The 17,051-nt window shown below is 62.4% G+C and carries 19 protein-coding genes; all 19 read left to right on the forward strand.

What is annotated here, in order from left to right:
* The first annotated feature begins 6 nt into the window (after window positions 1-6).
* The gene (locus NCR93_RS31050; RefSeq protein WP_250532426.1) at window positions 7-612 is read left to right on the forward strand and encodes an HK97 family phage prohead protease; all 606 of its coding nucleotides are present in this window, start codon (window positions 7-9) and stop codon (window positions 610-612) included.
* On the forward strand, window positions 609-2,018 hold the full coding sequence (locus tag NCR93_RS31055) for a phage major capsid protein (protein WP_250532427.1): 1,410 nt from the start codon (window positions 609-611) through the stop codon (window positions 2,016-2,018). The genes NCR93_RS31050 and NCR93_RS31055 overlap by 4 nt, the downstream gene beginning before the upstream one ends.
* Before the next feature lie 79 nt (window positions 2,019-2,097).
* The gene (locus NCR93_RS31060; protein WP_502799868.1) at window positions 2,098-2,472 is read left to right on the forward strand and encodes a DUF7210 family protein; all 375 of its coding nucleotides are present in this window, start codon (window positions 2,098-2,100) and stop codon (window positions 2,470-2,472) included.
* On the forward strand, window positions 2,472-3,932 hold the full coding sequence (locus NCR93_RS31065) for a phage portal protein (protein WP_250532429.1): 1,461 nt from the start codon (window positions 2,472-2,474) through the stop codon (window positions 3,930-3,932). The genes NCR93_RS31060 and NCR93_RS31065 overlap by 1 nt, the downstream gene beginning before the upstream one ends.
* Complete coding sequence (locus NCR93_RS31070; RefSeq protein ID WP_250532430.1) at window positions 3,925-4,890, forward strand: hypothetical protein; 966 nt, start codon at window positions 3,925-3,927, stop codon at window positions 4,888-4,890. Before NCR93_RS31065 ends, NCR93_RS31070 begins: the two co-directional genes overlap by 8 nt.
* On the forward strand, window positions 4,887-5,195 hold the full coding sequence (locus NCR93_RS31075; RefSeq protein WP_250532431.1) for a head-tail connector protein: 309 nt from the start codon (window positions 4,887-4,889) through the stop codon (window positions 5,193-5,195). The genes NCR93_RS31070 and NCR93_RS31075 overlap by 4 nt, the downstream gene beginning before the upstream one ends.
* A gap of 5 nt (window positions 5,196-5,200) precedes the next feature.
* Entirely contained in the window at window positions 5,201-5,578 is a 378-nt protein-coding gene (locus NCR93_RS31080; protein WP_250532432.1) for a phage head closure protein, read from the forward strand.
* A complete protein-coding gene (locus NCR93_RS31085; RefSeq protein WP_250532433.1) occupies window positions 5,575-6,081 on the forward strand; it encodes an HK97-gp10 family putative phage morphogenesis protein in 507 nt (168 codons plus the stop codon). Before NCR93_RS31080 ends, NCR93_RS31085 begins: the two co-directional genes overlap by 4 nt.
* Entirely contained in the window at window positions 6,078-6,437 is a 360-nt protein-coding gene (locus tag NCR93_RS31090; protein ID WP_250532434.1) for a DUF3168 domain-containing protein, read from the forward strand. Before NCR93_RS31085 ends, NCR93_RS31090 begins: the two co-directional genes overlap by 4 nt.
* A complete protein-coding gene (locus NCR93_RS31095) occupies window positions 6,434-7,381 on the forward strand; it encodes a phage tail tube protein (protein ID WP_250532435.1) in 948 nt (315 codons plus the stop codon). Before NCR93_RS31090 ends, NCR93_RS31095 begins: the two co-directional genes overlap by 4 nt.
* Before the next feature lie 27 nt (window positions 7,382-7,408).
* Window positions 7,409-7,765: a hypothetical protein gene (locus NCR93_RS31100; protein WP_250532436.1), complete on the forward strand. Its 357-nt coding sequence runs from the start codon at window positions 7,409-7,411 to the stop codon at window positions 7,763-7,765.
* A complete protein-coding gene (locus tag NCR93_RS31105; protein WP_250532437.1) occupies window positions 7,762-7,980 on the forward strand; it encodes a hypothetical protein in 219 nt (72 codons plus the stop codon). The genes NCR93_RS31100 and NCR93_RS31105 overlap by 4 nt, the downstream gene beginning before the upstream one ends.
* Window positions 7,981-7,996: 16 nt before the next feature.
* Window positions 7,997-10,147 carry a phage tail tape measure protein gene (locus NCR93_RS31110; RefSeq protein WP_250532438.1) on the forward strand — a complete coding sequence of 717 codons (2,151 nt, stop codon included), beginning with the start codon at window positions 7,997-7,999 and terminating at the stop codon, window positions 10,145-10,147.
* A gap of 12 nt (window positions 10,148-10,159) precedes the next feature.
* Entirely contained in the window at window positions 10,160-10,624 is a 465-nt protein-coding gene (locus tag NCR93_RS31115; protein WP_250532439.1) for a phage tail protein, read from the forward strand.
* The gene (locus tag NCR93_RS31120) at window positions 10,621-11,313 is read left to right on the forward strand and encodes a phage minor tail protein L (protein ID WP_250532440.1); all 693 of its coding nucleotides are present in this window, start codon (window positions 10,621-10,623) and stop codon (window positions 11,311-11,313) included. The genes NCR93_RS31115 and NCR93_RS31120 overlap by 4 nt, the downstream gene beginning before the upstream one ends.
* Before the next feature lie 4 nt (window positions 11,314-11,317).
* On the forward strand, window positions 11,318-12,058 hold the full coding sequence (locus tag NCR93_RS31125; protein ID WP_250532441.1) for a C40 family peptidase: 741 nt from the start codon (window positions 11,318-11,320) through the stop codon (window positions 12,056-12,058).
* Complete coding sequence (locus NCR93_RS31130) at window positions 12,052-12,609, forward strand: tail assembly protein (RefSeq protein WP_250532442.1); 558 nt, start codon at window positions 12,052-12,054, stop codon at window positions 12,607-12,609. The genes NCR93_RS31125 and NCR93_RS31130 overlap by 7 nt, the downstream gene beginning before the upstream one ends.
* Window positions 12,606-15,941, forward strand: a complete 3,336-nt coding sequence (locus tag NCR93_RS31135) for a TipJ family phage tail tip protein (protein ID WP_250532443.1) — start codon at window positions 12,606-12,608, stop codon at window positions 15,939-15,941. The genes NCR93_RS31130 and NCR93_RS31135 overlap by 4 nt, the downstream gene beginning before the upstream one ends.
* Complete coding sequence (locus NCR93_RS31140) at window positions 15,938-17,044, forward strand: hypothetical protein (RefSeq protein WP_250532444.1); 1,107 nt, start codon at window positions 15,938-15,940, stop codon at window positions 17,042-17,044. Before NCR93_RS31135 ends, NCR93_RS31140 begins: the two co-directional genes overlap by 4 nt.
* Window positions 17,045-17,051 lie beyond the last annotated feature (7 nt).

Genomic DNA, 17,051 nt, shown 5'->3' on the forward strand with positions numbered 1-17,051 from the left:
ACCGCTATGAAACTGGAACGCGCTTTTACGCTGCTGGAAGTGCGCGGCATCGACGACGACGCGCGGCACATCGAAGGCATCGCCAGCACGCCCACGCCCGACCGTTACGAAGACGTGGTCGAGCCGCTCGGCGCGAAATACGCGCTGCCGATGCCGCTGCTATGGCAACACCGCAGCGACGCGCCAGTCGGTCATGTCGAATTCGCGAAGCCGCAGAAAGACGGCATTCCGTTCAAGGCGCGCATTCTGAAAACCGACGAGCCCGGCACGTTGAAAGAACGGCTCGACGAAGCATGGCAGTCGGTCAGGCTCGGTCTGATCCGCGCCGTCTCGATTGGCTTTAGGCCGCTCGAATATTCGCATATCGACGGCGGCGGTCTCCGGTTCCTGTCATGGGAATGGCTCGAACTGTCGCTCGTTACGATCCCCGCCAACGGCGAGGCCACTATCAACGTCGTGCGCAGCATCGACGCCACGGAACGGGCCGCGTCAGGCCACGGACCCGCGACGATCGAACAGCCTGCCTCTCATATCGTGCGCCTGCACGATGATCGACTCTCGCGCGCTCGCGAACCCTTCGTCATTCAAACTATCCATCGGAGCGTCAAATGAAATTCTCCATTCAGGAACAGATCGCGGCGTACGAAGCGCGCCGGACGACCGCGAGCGCGCGCATGGTCGAAATCATGGAAGCATCGGCCGAGGTCGGCGCGACGCTCGATGACGCCCAGCAGCAAGAGTTCGACGATCTGCAGGAAGATCTGAAGTCGATCGACGCGCATATCATGCGTCTGCGTAGCATCGAGTCGCTTTCGCTGCGGACCGCTTCGCCGATCATCGTCACCGACCCGACGAGCGCGGCTGTCGCGCGCGCCGGCGCGGGTCATAGCAGCGAAGCGGCGCGCAGTGTGCGGGTCGAACGCAACCTGCCGAAAGGCACGGCGTTCACGCGTTATGCGATCGCGCTCGCGCGCTCGCGCGGCAATCTGATGCAGGCCGTCGAGGTCGCGCGCGGCTGGCGCGAGTCCACGCCCGAAGTCGAAACCGTCCTGCGTGCGGCCGTCGCCGCGGGCACGACGACCGACCCGGAATGGGCCGCGCCGCTCGTCGAATATCAGAACATGACCGGCGAGTTCATCGAACTGCTGCGGCCGGCAACGATCATCGGCCGGATCAACGGCTTTCGTCGTGTGCCATTCAATGTCCAGATGCCCGCGCAAAAAACGTCCTCGACCGCGCAATGGGTCGGCGAAGGCAAGCCGAAACCCGTCAGCAAACTCACGTTCGACACGATGCGCCTCGGCTTCGCCAAGGTCGCGGGCATTGTCGTGCTGACCGATGAACTCGTGCGCTTCTCGAACCCGTCCGCGGAAGACATCGTGCGGCGCGATCTAGTCGAAACGATCACGCAGCTGCTCGATCACGACTTTGTCGACCCCGCCAAGGCCGAAGTTCCGGACGTGTCGCCGGAATCCATCACGCACAACGCAACCTATATCGACGCGAGCGGCGACACGGCCGACGCGCTGCGCTGGGACGTGCGTTCGCTGTTCTCGGCGTTCACCGCGAACAACGCGTCGGTCGCGGGCGCGTACTGGATCATGGACCCGGTGATCGCGCTGACAATCGGCATGATGGTCAATCCGCTCGGACAGGCCGAGTTTCCCGGCATCGACCAGAACGGCGGCACGCTCTACGGTCTGCCGGTGATCTGCTCGACCAACATCCCGAAGTACACCGACGACACGTTCTACATCATCCTCGTCAAGCCGTCCGAAGTGCTGATGGCTGACGATGGCGGGGTCGCGCTCGATGCGTCGCGCGAAGCGAGCTTGCAGATGGACGACGCGCCGACCGGTGACGGCAGCAAACTCGTGAGCCTTTGGCAGCAAAACATGATCGCCTTGCGCGCCGAACGGTTTATCAACTGGAAGCCGCGCCGCATGCTCGCGTGCGCGTATATCCGGGGCGCGAATTACGGTGCGCCCGAAGCGCCCGATACGGGCGGCGGTGCGTAGTCGGACCGGTGTTGTGACGTGATCGAAGGGCATCCCGAGCGGATGCCTTTTTTTCTGCGAGATCGAATGGGGGCGAGACATGAAAGTCAAGGCTAAGCAGGCGGTGACCTACGGCAACAAGCATTACGCGCGCGGTGACGAGATCGAGATGACCGAACGCGACGCGAAGCTGCTCGCCGCGACCGGTCGCGTGACGATCGCGGCGCCGGAAACCGGCACGGTGGCCAAAACGAGCCAGAAACGCGCGGGAGACGCCGGCGCGCGCGGGAAGCGAACCGTAAAGGCCGACGCGCCGGAAGCTGCTGGCGACGCGAAAAACGCGCCCGCTGAGCGAACCGACGCCGGCGACGACGAGACGGCCAAAGGCAGCGGAAAAAAGGCTCGCAGCTACAAACGGCGCGACATGCGCGCAGCGGATACGCGCGAGGACTCGGGTGACGCCGAGGATGACTAATGCGAATCCTGGGCTTCGAAATCTCGTTCTCGCGCGCGTCGCGCGCCAAGTCGCCGGCGCTACCGACGGATGCGCAGGCGGTCGGCAGCGGCGTGCTCGGGCCGTTCGGTTCTGGCGGCTGGTGGCCGCTGATCGTGCGCGAACCGTTCTCCGGCGCATGGCAGCGAAACATCGAACCGCGGCCGGAAACGGTGCTCGCCTATCACGCCGTGTACGCCTGCATCACGCTTATCAGCGCAGACGTGGGCAAGCTCGCCGTGCGGCTGATGAAGGCGGACGGCGAAATCTGGATCGAGGCGCAATCGCCCGCGTTCTCGCCGGTGCTGCGCAAGCCGAATCGCTACCAGACCCATATCCAGTTCGTCGAGAACTGGATCATGTCGAAGCTCACGCGCGGCAACACCTATGTCCTCAAAGAGCGCGATAACCGCGGCGTGGTCGTCGCGCTCTACGTGCTGGATCCGTCGCGCGTGCGTCCGCTCGTCACCGATGACGGCGGCGTTTATTACCAACTCGACATGGACTTGCTTGCCGGTGTCGCGCCCGAGCTCGACGGCCAGCAGATCGTCGTCCCGGCCAGCGAAATCATTCACGACCGGATGAACTGCCTGTTTCATCCGCTCGTCGGCACGTCGCCGCTGTTTGCGTGCGCGCTCGCCGCGCGTCAGGGGCTGGCGATCCTCGATAATTCGGCCGCGTTCTTCGAGAACGGCGCGGAGCCCGGTGGAATTCTGATCGCGCCCGGCGCAATCAGCGACGAAACGGCCAAGCGGCTCAAGGACCGTTGGGAAGAAAACTACGGCGGTGCCAATCGCGGCCGGATCGCGGTCCTGGGCGACAACCTGAAATACCAGCCGCTGACGATGACCGCCGTCGATGCGCAGCTTATCGACCAACTGAAGATGACGAGCGAAATCGTCTGCTCGGTCTTTCACGTCCCCGGCTATATGGTCGGCGTTGGCACCGCCCCGACCTATAACAACGTCGAAGCATTGAGCCAGAACTACTATTCGCAGTGCCTGCAATCGCTAATCGAGTCGTTCGAGCTTTGCATGGATGAAGGGCTGTCGCTGCCCGCCGACTATCGCACCGAACTCGACCTCGATGGGCTCTTGCGCATGGATACCGCAACGATGGTCAAGACGCTTTCCGATGCGGTCGGCGGCGGCATCGCCGCGCCCAACGAAGCGCGCAAGAAGCTAAACCTGCGGCCGATGAAAGGCGGCGACACGCCCTACATGCAGCAGCAGAACTATTCGCTCGCCGCGCTCGACGAACGCGATCGCAACAAGCCGTTCGCGAAACCCGATCCCGCACCTGTCGCCAGTCAGCCCGCGAGCACGTCCGAGAGTGCCGACGCGAACGCCGACGACACGGCCGAGATCGATCAGGAACGCGCGGCGCGCTGGCTGAACCAGCTGCTCGCGGGGCTGACCGAGGGAGATAATGACCATGCGTGACGTGACCCGAATCCCCGACGAACTGCTGAGCGTGATCGCACGCGCGATCCGGCTGCACGTACAAACCTATTGCGCAACGTTCGCTGCGCGCCTTGAAGCGCTAGAAAAGGTCGAAGCGCGCGAACCGATCGTCAATGTGACGAGCTTTCCCGTCAAAGATCATACCGAGACGATCGACAGTCTTCGCCGTGTACAGGAGACACATGATCGACGGGCTGTCGAGGACCGCCGCACGCTCGATCGCTTAATGAGCAACTTCGATCGCATAACCGAGCGCATGGTAGCGCTTGAGGCCCGAGAACCTATCGCCCTCACCGCGAACTCTAAAGAGCATACCGAGGCGATCGAAAGCCTGCGCCGAGCGAACGAGGCGCGCGAGCGCCAGGCCATCGAGGACCGCCGCGCGATCGACCGTCTACAAGACGGCCTCAATACACTCGCCGACCGTGTGAACGAGCGAATCAAAAGACTCGAAGCACGGCCGGTACCAAAAGACGGCGAGCATGGGCGCGACGCGTTCGAGATCGATGTGCTGCCCGCTATCGACTTCGCGCGCGATTATCCGCGCGGGACGCTCGCGCAGCATCGAGGCGGATTGTGGCGCGCGCACGCGAACACGCACGGCGAACATGGCTGGTCGTGCGTCGTCGACGGCATTGCCGCGACCCACGTCACGATGGACAGCGAACGTAGCTTTACGGTGCACATGGAACGCGCAGGCGGCGCGCACGAGACGGCCACGTTCGCGCTACCGGTCCTGATCTACCGCGGCGTGCATCAGGCGGGCGAGACGTACCGCGCCGGCGACGTGGTGACGTGGGCGGGGTCGCTGTGGCATTGCAACGCGACGACCGACACGAAGCCCGACGCCGGCGGCGACGCCTGGACGCTCGCAGCCAAGCGCGGACGCGATGGCAAGGACGCGCGCATGAGTCTCGTTGGAGGGAGCGCAGCATGAACGGCGATCTGATTACAACCGACGAGGCGCGCGCGGCGCTGAGGCTCGACAACGACTTTCCCGACTTCACTATCCAGCTTGCCGTGACGAACGCGAGCGATTCGGTCGTGCAATACCTAAAACTGAAAACGCCATACGACGAAGATAACCCGCCGCCCCCGAACGTCAAGCAGGCGACGCTGCTACTCACCGGCATCTTCCTGCGCGATCCCGATGGCGTCGAGTCGCAGACATGGGAACAGGGCTATTTGCCTTGGGCCGTCTGCAATCTGCTGCACCAGCGGCGCGATCCGGCGATGGAGTGAACGCGATGGCGACGAAAACAACCGGCATGGCGGCGGGGCCGCTGCGTCATCGCGTGCAGCTGCAAGCGCCGGTCGTGCAGATCGATGACGAGACGGGCGAGCCCGTCATCACGGACTGGACCGACAAGGGCTCGGTCTGGGCGGCGGTCGAGCCCGTTAGCGGCCGGGAGTGGCTTCTGTCGGCGGAGTTTCGCGAAGGCGTGACGACGCGTATCCGCATCCGCTGGCGCGACGATATCGACTCGACGTGGCGCGTGATTCATACCCGCACGAGCGGCGAGACGGTCTACAACATCGATGCGGTGCTGCCGCGCTATGAGGGCATGTCGGAACTGCATCTGATGTGCAGCAGCGGCGCCGTCACGACAGGAGGTCAACCATGATTTCGATTAGCGAGGTCAAGGGCTTGAAGGAACTCGATGCGTTTCTCGCGACGTTGCCCGAGGAAGTCCAGCGCTCGATGCTCTCGGGCAGTCTGCGCGACGCGGCCAAGCCGATCATGGATCAGGCCGCGCTTAACGTGCTGACGCTGTTCGGCGGTTCGCCGCGATCGAGCGGCGTGCTGTTCTCGCACATCACGCGCAGCAAGTACAAGCGCACCGGCTATGCCGCGCGCGTCAACGTGACCATCAAGCGGCCGCGCGGCGCGGCCGCCAAAGCGCCGCAGTTCATCAACGGCGTACGCAAGCCCTACGGACAGGACGCGTTCTATGGGCGTTTCCTCGAGTTCGGCACGTCCAAAATGACCGCGCGTTCGTGGCTGCGACCGGCCGGTATCGCCAAGCAGGACGAAGCCGGGCGCGCGATGAATCGCGCCTTGCAGAAACGCATGATGGCGTGGTGCAAGCGTACCGGCGTGCAGTTCAAAGTTGGGCTCGGACCATGACCGAAGATGAACTGTTCGCCGTGCTCGATAGCGCGATGCCTGGGCGCGTCTTTACGCCGATCGCACCCGCTAACTTCGTCGAGCCCTACATCGTCTATCAGGACGTCACCGCGCAGATGCAGCACACGCTTTGCGGCTATGCCGGTCTCGCTCAGGTGTTCTGGCAGGTTGACAGCTACGCGAAGACGCGCCGCGAAGCGAAGTCGAATATGCAGCGCGTCATCGGCGCGCTTCTAGCGTGCGACCCCCAGCCCACTTTCGACAACCCGCAGAGCATGTTTGAAATCGAGACGCGGCTGAATCGCCGCATGGTGCAGGTCATTACTTGGGACGACTCAACCGGAGGCTCAGCATGAAAAAGGCAATTTCCGCGCAAGGCACGAAGCTCTATCTCGAAGACCTCGACAGCGCCGCGTACGCAACAGGTCAGATCGTGTCCGCGAGCGCAAGCGATCCGGTCTATGTCGTGCTCGATGACGTAAGCAAGCTGAAGAACGGCGAGCCGATTCATATCACTGGCAGCGGCTGGGCGTCGCTCGATAATCAGGCGTTCGTGATTCAGGACCTGAACCCCGATGCGAAAACCGCCGCGCTCTATGGCAGCGACGCGACCGGCGAGACCGACGAGTTCGGCGATCTGGCGATGTGGTCGTTGAGCACCTTCGTCGATCTGTGCGCGCGGACCTATTCGATCCAGCAGACGCCCGCGACCAGCATCGATACGACGACGCTTTGCGATGACGAGAAAACCTCGCTCGTCGGCTTTCGCGATCCGGGCTCGTTTACCTTCGATTTTTTCATCGACCCGACTGACCCGAACTATCTCGCACTGCTGCAAGCCTATGACGATGGCGAAGAACGCATGCTCGAAATCGTCTATCGCAACAAGGCTGTCCGCACGCTTCCCGTCATGGTGCAAAGCGTCAGCGAAACGGGCGGCGTCGATCAGGCCGTGGCCGGTAGCGCGACGCTCAAGATTACCGGCGCGCCGGTCCTCACGCAGCCAGCCGACAGCGGCCAGCCCGCCGAGCAGTACAACCTGAGCGCGGCGGTCACGCCCGCGAGCGGCGACGCGCCTTTGCACGTCACGATGCAGCTGACCGAATCGGGCGGTGCGGCGGCGAAGTACGCGATCGACTGGAAGGACGGCAGCGCGGTCGAAACGCTGGTCGGCGCAAAGACGACGACGCACAACTATGACGGCGCGGGCAGCTACACGGCGAGCGTGACCGCGACGGTCGGCGGCAAGCAGCAGCCCGCCGTACAAGCCAATCCCGTGACCGTGACGGAAGGCGCATAACTAGGCGCATCAATTCGGAGAGCACGCATGAACGACATGAGCCAACGGCCCGACGACGCGCCCGCGTATTTTCACTTCGACAACGAAAACGAGATCGTCGAAACCCGTTTCATGGGGACCGTCACCTTGCACGATGTTGGATTCGAGCGCGTCGAGGCGATTCTGTTCGAGGAAAGCCGGGCCGATGCCGACGACGATGCCAAGCAACGCATGATGGACCGCGTCATTAAACGCCTGCTGTTTGAGAGCATGAGCGGCGAGCACGGCGAACGGCTCGACCCCGACGAACCGCTACCGGGCCGGATCATGATGGACATGGTCAAGCTGCGCGCCGCGATCGTGCGTATGTACGGGCTCGATCAGGGCGAAGTAAAAAACGGATGACCGCGCCCGCTACGCGCATCGTGTTCGCGGTGGCGTCGCACCTTCACATGAGCGCGGGCGCGGTCAGAAAATCCATGAGCAGTTATGAGGTCATGTGCTGGTGGCAATGGCTTAACGAAGCGCACGAAGCCGCTGCAGCCACACGAACGCAGGCCGACGACGATGCGCCGCTCGTGCTCGATGTTGAAGCCGAGATAGCGGCGTGGCCGTCCTGAATCAGGAGACACCTTCATGGCATCAGCAGGTAGTTTGATATTCGAACTCGCTGCGGACGTCTCGCGCCTTCGCACCGATATGGGCAAGGCGGCGAAGGAAATTTCCGGTTCGCTGGAATCCATCAAGAAAACGAGCGCGGCGCAGGCGATCATGACCGGCGCGGATTACGCGCTGAACTTCGCCAAAGGGTTCGCCGACAGGATTCGCGCGGCGGTTGACCAAGCCGACGCGATGGGTAAGCTCGCGCAGCGTATCGGCACCAGCACCGAAGCGATTAGCGGGCTGAACTATGCGGCGGGCTTCGCGGGCGTCAGCCTGGACGATCTGACGACCTCGTTCAAGGGCCTTAATAAAGCGCTGCTCGATTCGCGCGATCCGGCAAGCGACGCGGCCGCCGCGTTCAAGGCGCTCGGGCTCGACGCGGCGCAGCTGCGCGCGATGGACCCGAGCGACGCGATGAAACGCATCGCGACCTCGCTCAGCGGCTTCAAGGACGGCGCGGAGAAAGCGGCCGTCGCGACCGCGCTCTTTGGCAAGCAGGGCCAAGCATTGATCCCGCTGCTCAATCAGGGCGCCGACGGCATCGCCAAGTTCACCGACGAAGCGCAGCGCATGGGACTGATCGTCAGCCACGAGACCGCGCAGGCGATGGGCGACCTCAACGACGATATCGCGCGCTTCGAAAAGCAAAGCGAAGGTGCGGCCGCGATTCTCGCGCGCGAACTGCAACCCGCCTTTCATGAAGTCATCGAGATCATGAAACAGGCGCAGGCCGAAGGCACAACGTGGAACTCTGTGCTTAACGGCATCGCGATCACGGCGAAGGCCGTCATCGGCACGCTGGTTGGACTGGCCGGGACCGTGACCGCGCTCGGCAAGCTGATTCATGGCTTCGCGCAGATATTGAATCAGCCCATCAACGCCGAGGGCATGGCGAAAGCCGGCGAGATTTGGCGCGACTCGATGTCGAGCGCGCAAAAAACAATGAAAGACACCGAGGCGTCGATGACCAAGATCATCCACGTCCAGACCGCCGCCGAAAAGGAAGCTGCGGGCCTGTCGGCTGCATGGGGCATCGTCGGCAAACGCGCGGAAGCGAGCGGCAAGGAAACGCTCAAGTACTCCGACCAGCTCGACAAAAACGCGGCGTCGCACAAGAAAGCGAAACAGGCGGTCGACGAATACGCGCGCATGCTCGAATCGCTTCAGCAGACCTATCGACAGATCGTCGCGCAAGGCGACCCAATGAAAACGCTGACGCTCGATCCGAAGTATCAGGCGATGACCGAGCAGCAGCAAGCCAATCTGCGCAAGCAGGTCGAGGCGAATGAGGAAGCGCAGCGCGCGATCGATGCCGTCACGAGCGCGAAGGACGCGCAGCAGGCCGCCGACGACTTCGCCTATGAGCAAGGCGCGAAAGACCTCCAACAGCAGCTTGACCAAGCCGATGCGATGTGGGACCTCGTGGACGCGACTAAGGCGGCGGTCGATCCGACCATCGCCTATGCGCAGGCGGTCGAACAACTCAACTCGATTCAGGACAAGCTGTCGCCCGAAGAATACGCCAAGCGTATGAAGCAACTCGGCGACGATCTCGCCAAGGCGCAAAACAAGATGGACCCGCTTGCCGAATCGCTCAAGTCGTTGCAGCAGGCCGTCGAAGGTTTCGGCAAGAAAGCAAGCGATGCGTTCGTCAACTTTATCTTTGCGACCGATGACGTGAGCGAGAGCTTTGCGGAGATGACCGCCTCGATTCTGCGCGACCTCGCCAAGATGCTGGTCTATCAGAACGTCATGAGCCCGATATTCAGCAAGATCAGTTCGGGCGTGAGCGGCTTCGATTGGGCGTCGCTATTCGGCGGCGGGCGCATGGGCGGTGGTCCCGTCTCGGCGGGCCGCATGTATCGGGTCAACGAGATTCCTGGGCGCACCGAATACTTTCTGCCGAACGTGCCGGGGCGCATCGTCACCGACGCGAACGCGGGCGCGGGCGGCGGCGGCACGAGCGTAACCGTGAACGTGCATATGTCGAAGGACGATCGCGCCACGCAAGAGACCACCGCGAACGAACGCGAGACCGCCGAACTCGGCAACCGTATCGCGACGGTCGTGCGCTCGGTCATCGCGCAGGAAAAACGCAGCGGCGGTTTGCTCGCCGCACGCTAAGGGAGCATCGATATGAACAGGCCCGCTACGGTTACGCCGTTAAACGAAGTCATGCGCGCGCGCGTGCTCGCGATTCGCAGCGACCCGGACCTGATCGCGACGACTATCAAGGCGTCGGGCCTCGTTTTCAAGTGGTGCGTGTCGGAAGCGAGCTATGACCTTGAACCCAAGATCATCAAGGCGCAGTTTGGCGACGGCTACGCGCAGCGCAGGCCCGCGGGCATCAACACGCAGGCGTGCATCTGGTCGTTGTCGATGAAGAACATCGACGTGACGACGGCGGGCGATGTGGTGACGTTCCTGTCCGATCGCAACGGCGTCGAGGTGTTCAACTGGACTCCGCCGCGTCAGATCGTCGATTCGCCTGTCGTGCAGGACGTGATCTGTCCATCGTGGAACCTTGCCTATGGCCAGATGATCGCGGACGGCTCGTTGCTCTATAACGTGCAGTTCAGATTCGAGCAGGTGTTCCTATGAGCGTCAGAGGCGACATTCAAGGGCTGCACCCGAGCGCGGTCATCGAGCTATACATCGTGGACTTGACTCGCTATACGAACCAAGTTTTGCACTTTCACGCGGGCACGAACAAGCTCAAGAGCGATGTGATCTGGCAAGGCGTGACCTATACGCGTTACCCGGTCCGCGCGACCGGCTTCGAATGGAAAGGCCAAGGCACGCTGCCGCGCCCGCACTTCGCCGTCGCCAACGTGACCGGCATCGTCTCGGCGATGTGTCACCTCTATAGCGATCTGGTCGGCTGTCCAGTGACGAGAAAACGCACGCTCGCGCGCTATCTCGATGCGGCCAACTATCCGAACGGCAATCCGTTTGCGAACCCCGACGAAGCGTTCTTCGATGACATATTCGCGATCAATCAGAAGGTCCGGGAGTCGTCCGATATCGTCGAGTTCGAACTGGCCGCGCCGTTCGATGTGGAGGGCGTGTTGCTGCCGCGTCGGCAGGTCGTCGCGAACGCCTGCCCTTGGCGTTATCGCGGCGACGGCTGCGGCTATGCCGGACCGCCCGTCGCCGATATCAACGACAACCCGACCAGCGACGCGAACGCCGACGCGTGCGGCAAACGGCTGAAGTCGTGCATGTATCGATTCGGAAGCGGCTGGCTTCCGTTCGGCGGATTTCCGGGCGCGGGTCGATATCGGACGTGAGACTATGAAAGACGAAACCCTTGCGCGTGTCGTCCCGTACGTCATCATCCACGCGAACGCTGAAGCGCCGCGCGAATGCTGCGGCGTCGTCATCCTCAAAGATGCTGATCTGGTCTATGTCGGCTGCCGTAACATCGCGGTCGAGCACGAGCATTTTCTGATTTCTGGTTTCGATTACGCGCGCGCCGAGGATAGCGGCCGCGTTATGGCGATCGCGCATTCGCATCCGTACATATCGCCCGAACCGTCGCTCGCGGATCGCATCGGCATCGAGCGGACCGGTCTGCCGTGGCTGATCGTCAATATCCCGGTCGGCTCGTACACGATCACGCGGCCGAGCGGATTCAAGGCGGCGCTGATCGGTCGTCCCTTCGTGCATGGTGTGCACGACTGCTATGCGATCGTGCGCGACTACTACGCCGAGCAAGGCGTCGATCTGCACGACTATCCGCGCGCGTTCGGCTGGTGGGATGATCCGCTCGGGCCCGACCTGTACCGCGACAACTTCGCCAAGGAAGGCTTTGTCGAAGTCGATCGCGATCACATGCAGCCGGGCGATCTGCTGCTGATGAATATTCGCGCGCGCCGCGACAATCATATGGCGGTCTATCTCGGCGGCGGCGTCATCCTTCATCATCTGATCGGCCAAGTCTCGCGGCGCGAGGCGTATCAGGAGTTTTACCAGCGGCGCACGACCGCCGTGCTGCGCCACAAGTCGATGATGCAGGGAGCGACGCCATGCTGACCGTGCGGCTTTACGGCGACCTCGGCGCGCGATATGGCCGAACCTTTCGGCTTGACGTGCGCAGCCCCGCAGAGGCCATCCACGCGCTCTGCACGCAGCTTCCCGGACTGTGCCAATACTTTCTCGAGCGCGCGACGCAGAAATTTCGCGTGCGCGGCGTGCAGGACTATGGCGAGAACGAACTGAACTATCCGCAGGGCGCAGGCGTGCTCAAGATCGTTCCGCTCGTCGAGGGCGCCGGCGCGTTCGGCAAGATTATCGGCGGGGCCGTGCTCGCGGTCGCGGGCTTCTTTATTCCGGGCGTCGGCGGCATGGTCACGAGCATGGGTATCGCGCTCGCCCTGGGCGGCGTCGCGCAGCTGCTCGCGCCTCGCAATAAAGCCACGGCCACGCCCGAGAAAGAAGAAAACCAGCCGTCGCTCGCGTTCGACGGCGCGGTCAATACGATGGGTCAAGGCGGGCCGGTGCCGCTCGGCTATGGCCGGCTGCTCGTCGGTTCGCAGATCATCTCAGTTGGGTTCTCGACTAACAACGAGGTCGTCATCCGATGAACGCGCGCCAACTTGTTCCGATCGCGGGCGCGGGCGGCGGCGGCGGTAAAGGCGGCGGCTCGGGCGGCTCGACCGCGCCCGTTGAAGCGCCCGATTCGCTGCGCTCGATCCAATACGCGCGCGTCATCAACCTGATCTGCGAAGGTGAAGTCGAAGGCATCGTCGGCGGTGCGCAAGGCGTATATTGCGACGACACGCGCTTGCAGAACGCCGATGGCTCGTGGAATTTTTCAGGCGCGGCCATCGAGTGGCGCAGCGGCACGGCCAATCAGGAACCGATAACGGGATTCAGTGCGACCGAAAGCGAAAGCTCGGTCGGCGTGCAGGTCACCGCCGCGGCCCCGGTCGTGCGTTCGGTCACGAACCCGAACATGACCGCGTTCCGTATCACGCTCGGCTTTCCGACCCTGACGACGCTCGACCCGACGACCGGCAACCTGTCGGGCGCAAGCGTGCAGATCGGCATCGATGCGCAGCGCAACGGCGGCGGCTTCCAACGTCTCTATACCGACACGGTGGCGGGCAAGACCACCGGCCGCTATCAGCGTTCGTATCGCATCGACCTGCAAAGCCGCTTCGGTCAGATCGGCGGCACGTTCGATTTTCGTGTCGTACGCATCACGCCCGATGCGACCTCGACTTATGTCACCGACAAGTTTCAATGGGAGACGATGAGCGAGATCGTCGACAACATGCTGGTGTATCCCTACTCGGCATTGTGCGGCGTGCAGATTGACGCATCGACATTCAAGAGCATCCCCAAGCTGTCGTTCGATATCAAGATGCGGCGCATACAGGTGCCGAGCAACTATGATCCGACCACGCGCGCCTATACGGGCGTCTGGGATGGCACGTTCAAGATCGCGTGGACCGACAACCCGGCGTGGATTTTGTACGACCTCGCGGTCACGCAGCGCTTCGGGCTCGGCGGCTATCTCAGTGCGAACCTCGTCGATAAATGGACGCTGTACACGATCGCGCAATATTGCGATGCGCTCGTGCCCGATGGCTTAGGCGGCAACGAGCCACGCTATACCTGCAACGTGTATGTACAAACACGCAGCGAAGCGATAAGCCTGCTGCAACAGTTCGCCAGCATCTTCAATGGCGTGCTGTTCTGGACCGGCGGCACGCTGAGTTTCGCCGCCGATATGCCGGGCGATGTGACGGTCAACTACAACCGCGCGAACGTCATCGACGGCGTGTTTACCTATGTCGGCACGCCCTTGAATCAGCGGCATACGACCGCGCTCGTGACGTGGAACGACCCGGCGAACAAGTGTTTGCAGACCATCGAGTATGTCGAGGATCAGGACGCGATCAATCTATGGGGCATTCGCGCGCTTGAACTTCAGGCGTTCGGCTGCATCTCGCGCGGGCAGGCGCATCGCATCGGCAATTGGGCGCTGCTGTCCGAACGGCTGCTCGGCGAGACGATCTCGTTCAAGACCGCCATCAATGGCGCGTACTCGCGGCCCGGCGATATCTTTTCGACGACCGACGAGACGCGCGCGGGCATTCGCATGGGCGGGCGCGTGCTCGCGGCGACGACGACGAAGATCCAGATCGACGCGCCGATCACGATTGGCATTGCGCAGTTTTCCGTGATGCTGCCTAACGGCACGTTCGAGACGCGCACGACGACGAACGCCTATGGCGAGACGGACCTCGTCACGGTCGAACCGCCGTTCAGCGTCGCGCCGGTGCCCGGTAGCGTCTGGAGCTATCAAAGCTCGAACCTCGTCAACGAGCAGTGGCGCTGCGTGAGTGTCGTCGAGGACGATGACGGCAACATCGCGATAAGCGGCGTCGCGTATCGCGCGGACAAATTCGCCGCTATCGAGCAGGGCTTGCAGTTGATGCCGCTGCCGACTTCCATCATCGACCCGTTCAGCATCGGTCCGTGTACCGAACTGAAAGTGACCGAGAGCAAGTATCAAATGAGCCCGGTCGTGGTCGGTGCGCGCGCGACGTTCTCGTGGCTCGCGCCGCTCGGCGCGGTGCGCTTCATCGTCGTCTATCAGAAAGGCGACGACGCGCCGGTCACGGTCGAATCCGGCATGGCGAGTATCGACGTGCAGCCGACCGAGGAAGGCGCGTGGACGTTCACGGTCTGGGCGCTCAACGCGATCGGTGTGCGCAGCGCGGCCGCGACGATACAGGTCCAGCTGCGCGCGCTCAATCAGCCGCCCGGCGACGTGCAGGGTTTCCAGCTCGACATCTACAACGACAGCGCGCAGCTTTCGTGGCGCACCGCGGCCGACCTCGATGTGCTGGTCGGCGGCCAGATTCATATCCGCTACTCGACGCGCCTCACGACCGCCGTCACATGGGAGGAAGCCAGCCCCATCGCGCAGTTCGCGGGTTCGCAAACGAGCGGCTTCGTGCCGTTGATGAAGGGCACGTACCTCGCGAAGTTCGTCAATAGCTCGGGCGCGTTCTCAGCCAATCCCGCGTACATCATCAGCACGACCGGACCCTTGCGCGATTACAACCTGATCGTCGATCAGGCGCAGCAGCCGACTTTCGCGGGCACGAAGGTCAATTGCGAAGTCCGCACCGGCGTGCTGTATCTCTCGCAGAACGCGGACCGCACGGCGGTTGCGAACCATGCGGAGTATTACTTTTCGCCCGCTTATATCGACTTGGCGAAGGTCTACACGATACGGTGCTCGGCCTATCTCGAAGGCGCGGTTTATGGGCTGCTCGATGACGTCGACTCGTGGCCCGACTTCGATGCGCGCCTGGACGTGGACGGTTCGAAAATCGACGAAGGCGGCGCACTCGTCATGGTCAGCCTGACCAACAAGGATCCGGCCACCGCCGTTGAAGCGGACTGGAGTTCGTACAAGCGGCTTGTCGTCTCGGACCTGACGTTTCGCGCCGCGCGCTTCATGCTTCAAGAGGCCGTCCCCGATCTGACGACCGGTATCGGCATCATCACGCTCGGCGTCAAGGTCGACGTACCGGACCGGATCGAAAGCCGGAACAACGTCGCCATCGCCGCGGCCGGCACGACGATCAAATTCACGGTGCCGTTCAAGGACGCGCCCGCAATTTCCATCATCGCGCAAGGTCTCGCGTCGGGCGACAAGTGGACGATCACCGCGCAGAGCGCGACGGGCTTCACGATCGCGTTTCAGAATTCGACCGGCACCGGCATCGCCAAGACCTGCGACTGGATTGCGCGCGGCTATGGGTATGAGCATGTCGGTCTGCTTGGTCTCGGCCAGCGCGAGCTAGAAAGTGCCGACCTCGATGTATTGATGGCGCAGCGCGCCGCAATCGGTCCAGTCATGCAACGTCGCAAAGAATCCGGAGAACTGCTATGACCCAAGTTGCAAGCTATCAAGTCCCCGCGCATCCGTCAGGGCTCGACATGCGCACGCAACTCAATGCGATCGTGCTCGCGCTCGTCGGCGACAACTCAGGACCGACCGCGCCGACCGTGACCTATCCCGGCATGATGTGGGGCGACACCACCGCGATGCGACTAAAGCGCCGCACGAACGCCAACGATGCATGGGTCGACCTCGGACCTATCGATAACTTCCTCGCGGACGTGACCACGACCGCGAATAACAAGGTGAGCAAGACCGGCGACACGATGACCGGGCCGCTTACGCTTTCGAACACCGGCACGATCTCGTATCAACTCTATTTGAAGGCCGGCAGCTACTCGCCGCATATCAGAAGTAACAGCAGCAATCCCGGCTTCGAATGGGTAAACAGTGCGAATAATGCGGTGCCGATGAATCTCACCGATAGCGGCAGTCTAGGTATTGCCGGCGCACTAACGGCTGGTACGGGCGTCATCATCAACGGCTATGGCTCGCTTCAGCTTGCAGGCGCTGCGGGCCGCGCTTATCTGCGCGCCGATGCCTCGATGACAAACGGCTATGGCGGCGGCGGACTTGGCTCGGGCATGATTAACAATGCCAATAACGCTTGGAATTTCCAGATGAGCGATAACGGCAATTGGAGCTTGCGCGGCTTTGCCTGGAGCGACATCGCGCGCGTGGGCAATAACGGCGATGCCAACGGCTATCGTTCGTGGATACTATCGGGCGCGATCAAGCAAAGCGAGTACAACTACGGGCCTTATCACGACTTCAATCGCGCGGGATCGGAGGACTTCAAATGGCGCATTCACTACAACTTCAACAATAACTACCTGGAGTTCCTGTGCAACGGCGCAGGCAACGTGCAGTTCGCGAACGACGGAAATATCTATTCATCCTCGCAAGGATGGTTCTCGGACAAGGCACCTAAAGTCAACTGCCAATGGAATAGCGGCATCACAGAGACCGGGCCGATCTATGGCGGCAATTACGATGCGTATCAGCCGCAAGTGCTCGCGGGCGTACGCGGCGGCACCGGGCAATCGACCGCCAACTTCATCTTCATTCGCTTCCTGTATCTGCGCGACTTCTGAAAATCGA

This window comes from Caballeronia sp. ATUFL_F1_KS39 (assembly GCF_023630985.1).
Taxonomy (GTDB): domain Bacteria; phylum Pseudomonadota; class Gammaproteobacteria; order Burkholderiales; family Burkholderiaceae; genus Caballeronia; species Caballeronia zhejiangensis.

Coding starts and splice junctions, on each gene's coding strand:
- NCR93_RS31070 (WP_250532430.1), top strand. CDS start 3,925: ATGCGTGACGTGACCCGAATCCCCGACGAACTGCTGAGCGTGATCGCA.
- NCR93_RS31080 (WP_250532432.1), top strand. CDS start 5,201: ATGGCGACGAAAACAACCGGCATGGCGGCGGGGCCGCTGCGTCATCGC.
- NCR93_RS31140 (WP_250532444.1), top strand. CDS start 15,938: ATGACCCAAGTTGCAAGCTATCAAGTCCCCGCGCATCCGTCAGGGCTC.
- NCR93_RS31060 (WP_502799868.1), top strand. CDS start 2,098: ATGAAAGTCAAGGCTAAGCAGGCGGTGACCTACGGCAACAAGCATTAC.
- NCR93_RS31125 (WP_250532441.1), top strand. CDS start 11,318: ATGAAAGACGAAACCCTTGCGCGTGTCGTCCCGTACGTCATCATCCAC.
- NCR93_RS31050 (WP_250532426.1), top strand. CDS start 7: ATGAAACTGGAACGCGCTTTTACGCTGCTGGAAGTGCGCGGCATCGAC.
- NCR93_RS31135 (WP_250532443.1), top strand. CDS start 12,606: ATGAACGCGCGCCAACTTGTTCCGATCGCGGGCGCGGGCGGCGGCGGC.
- NCR93_RS31090 (WP_250532434.1), top strand. CDS start 6,078: ATGACCGAAGATGAACTGTTCGCCGTGCTCGATAGCGCGATGCCTGGG.
- NCR93_RS31055 (WP_250532427.1), top strand. CDS start 609: ATGAAATTCTCCATTCAGGAACAGATCGCGGCGTACGAAGCGCGCCGG.
- NCR93_RS31115 (WP_250532439.1), top strand. CDS start 10,160: ATGAACAGGCCCGCTACGGTTACGCCGTTAAACGAAGTCATGCGCGCG.
- NCR93_RS31085 (WP_250532433.1), top strand. CDS start 5,575: ATGATTTCGATTAGCGAGGTCAAGGGCTTGAAGGAACTCGATGCGTTT.
- NCR93_RS31105 (WP_250532437.1), top strand. CDS start 7,762: ATGACCGCGCCCGCTACGCGCATCGTGTTCGCGGTGGCGTCGCACCTT.
- NCR93_RS31065 (WP_250532429.1), top strand. CDS start 2,472: ATGCGAATCCTGGGCTTCGAAATCTCGTTCTCGCGCGCGTCGCGCGCC.
- NCR93_RS31120 (WP_250532440.1), top strand. CDS start 10,621: ATGAGCGTCAGAGGCGACATTCAAGGGCTGCACCCGAGCGCGGTCATC.
- NCR93_RS31100 (WP_250532436.1), top strand. CDS start 7,409: ATGAACGACATGAGCCAACGGCCCGACGACGCGCCCGCGTATTTTCAC.
- NCR93_RS31110 (WP_250532438.1), top strand. CDS start 7,997: ATGGCATCAGCAGGTAGTTTGATATTCGAACTCGCTGCGGACGTCTCG.
- NCR93_RS31075 (WP_250532431.1), top strand. CDS start 4,887: ATGAACGGCGATCTGATTACAACCGACGAGGCGCGCGCGGCGCTGAGG.
- NCR93_RS31130 (WP_250532442.1), top strand. CDS start 12,052: ATGCTGACCGTGCGGCTTTACGGCGACCTCGGCGCGCGATATGGCCGA.
- NCR93_RS31095 (WP_250532435.1), top strand. CDS start 6,434: ATGAAAAAGGCAATTTCCGCGCAAGGCACGAAGCTCTATCTCGAAGAC.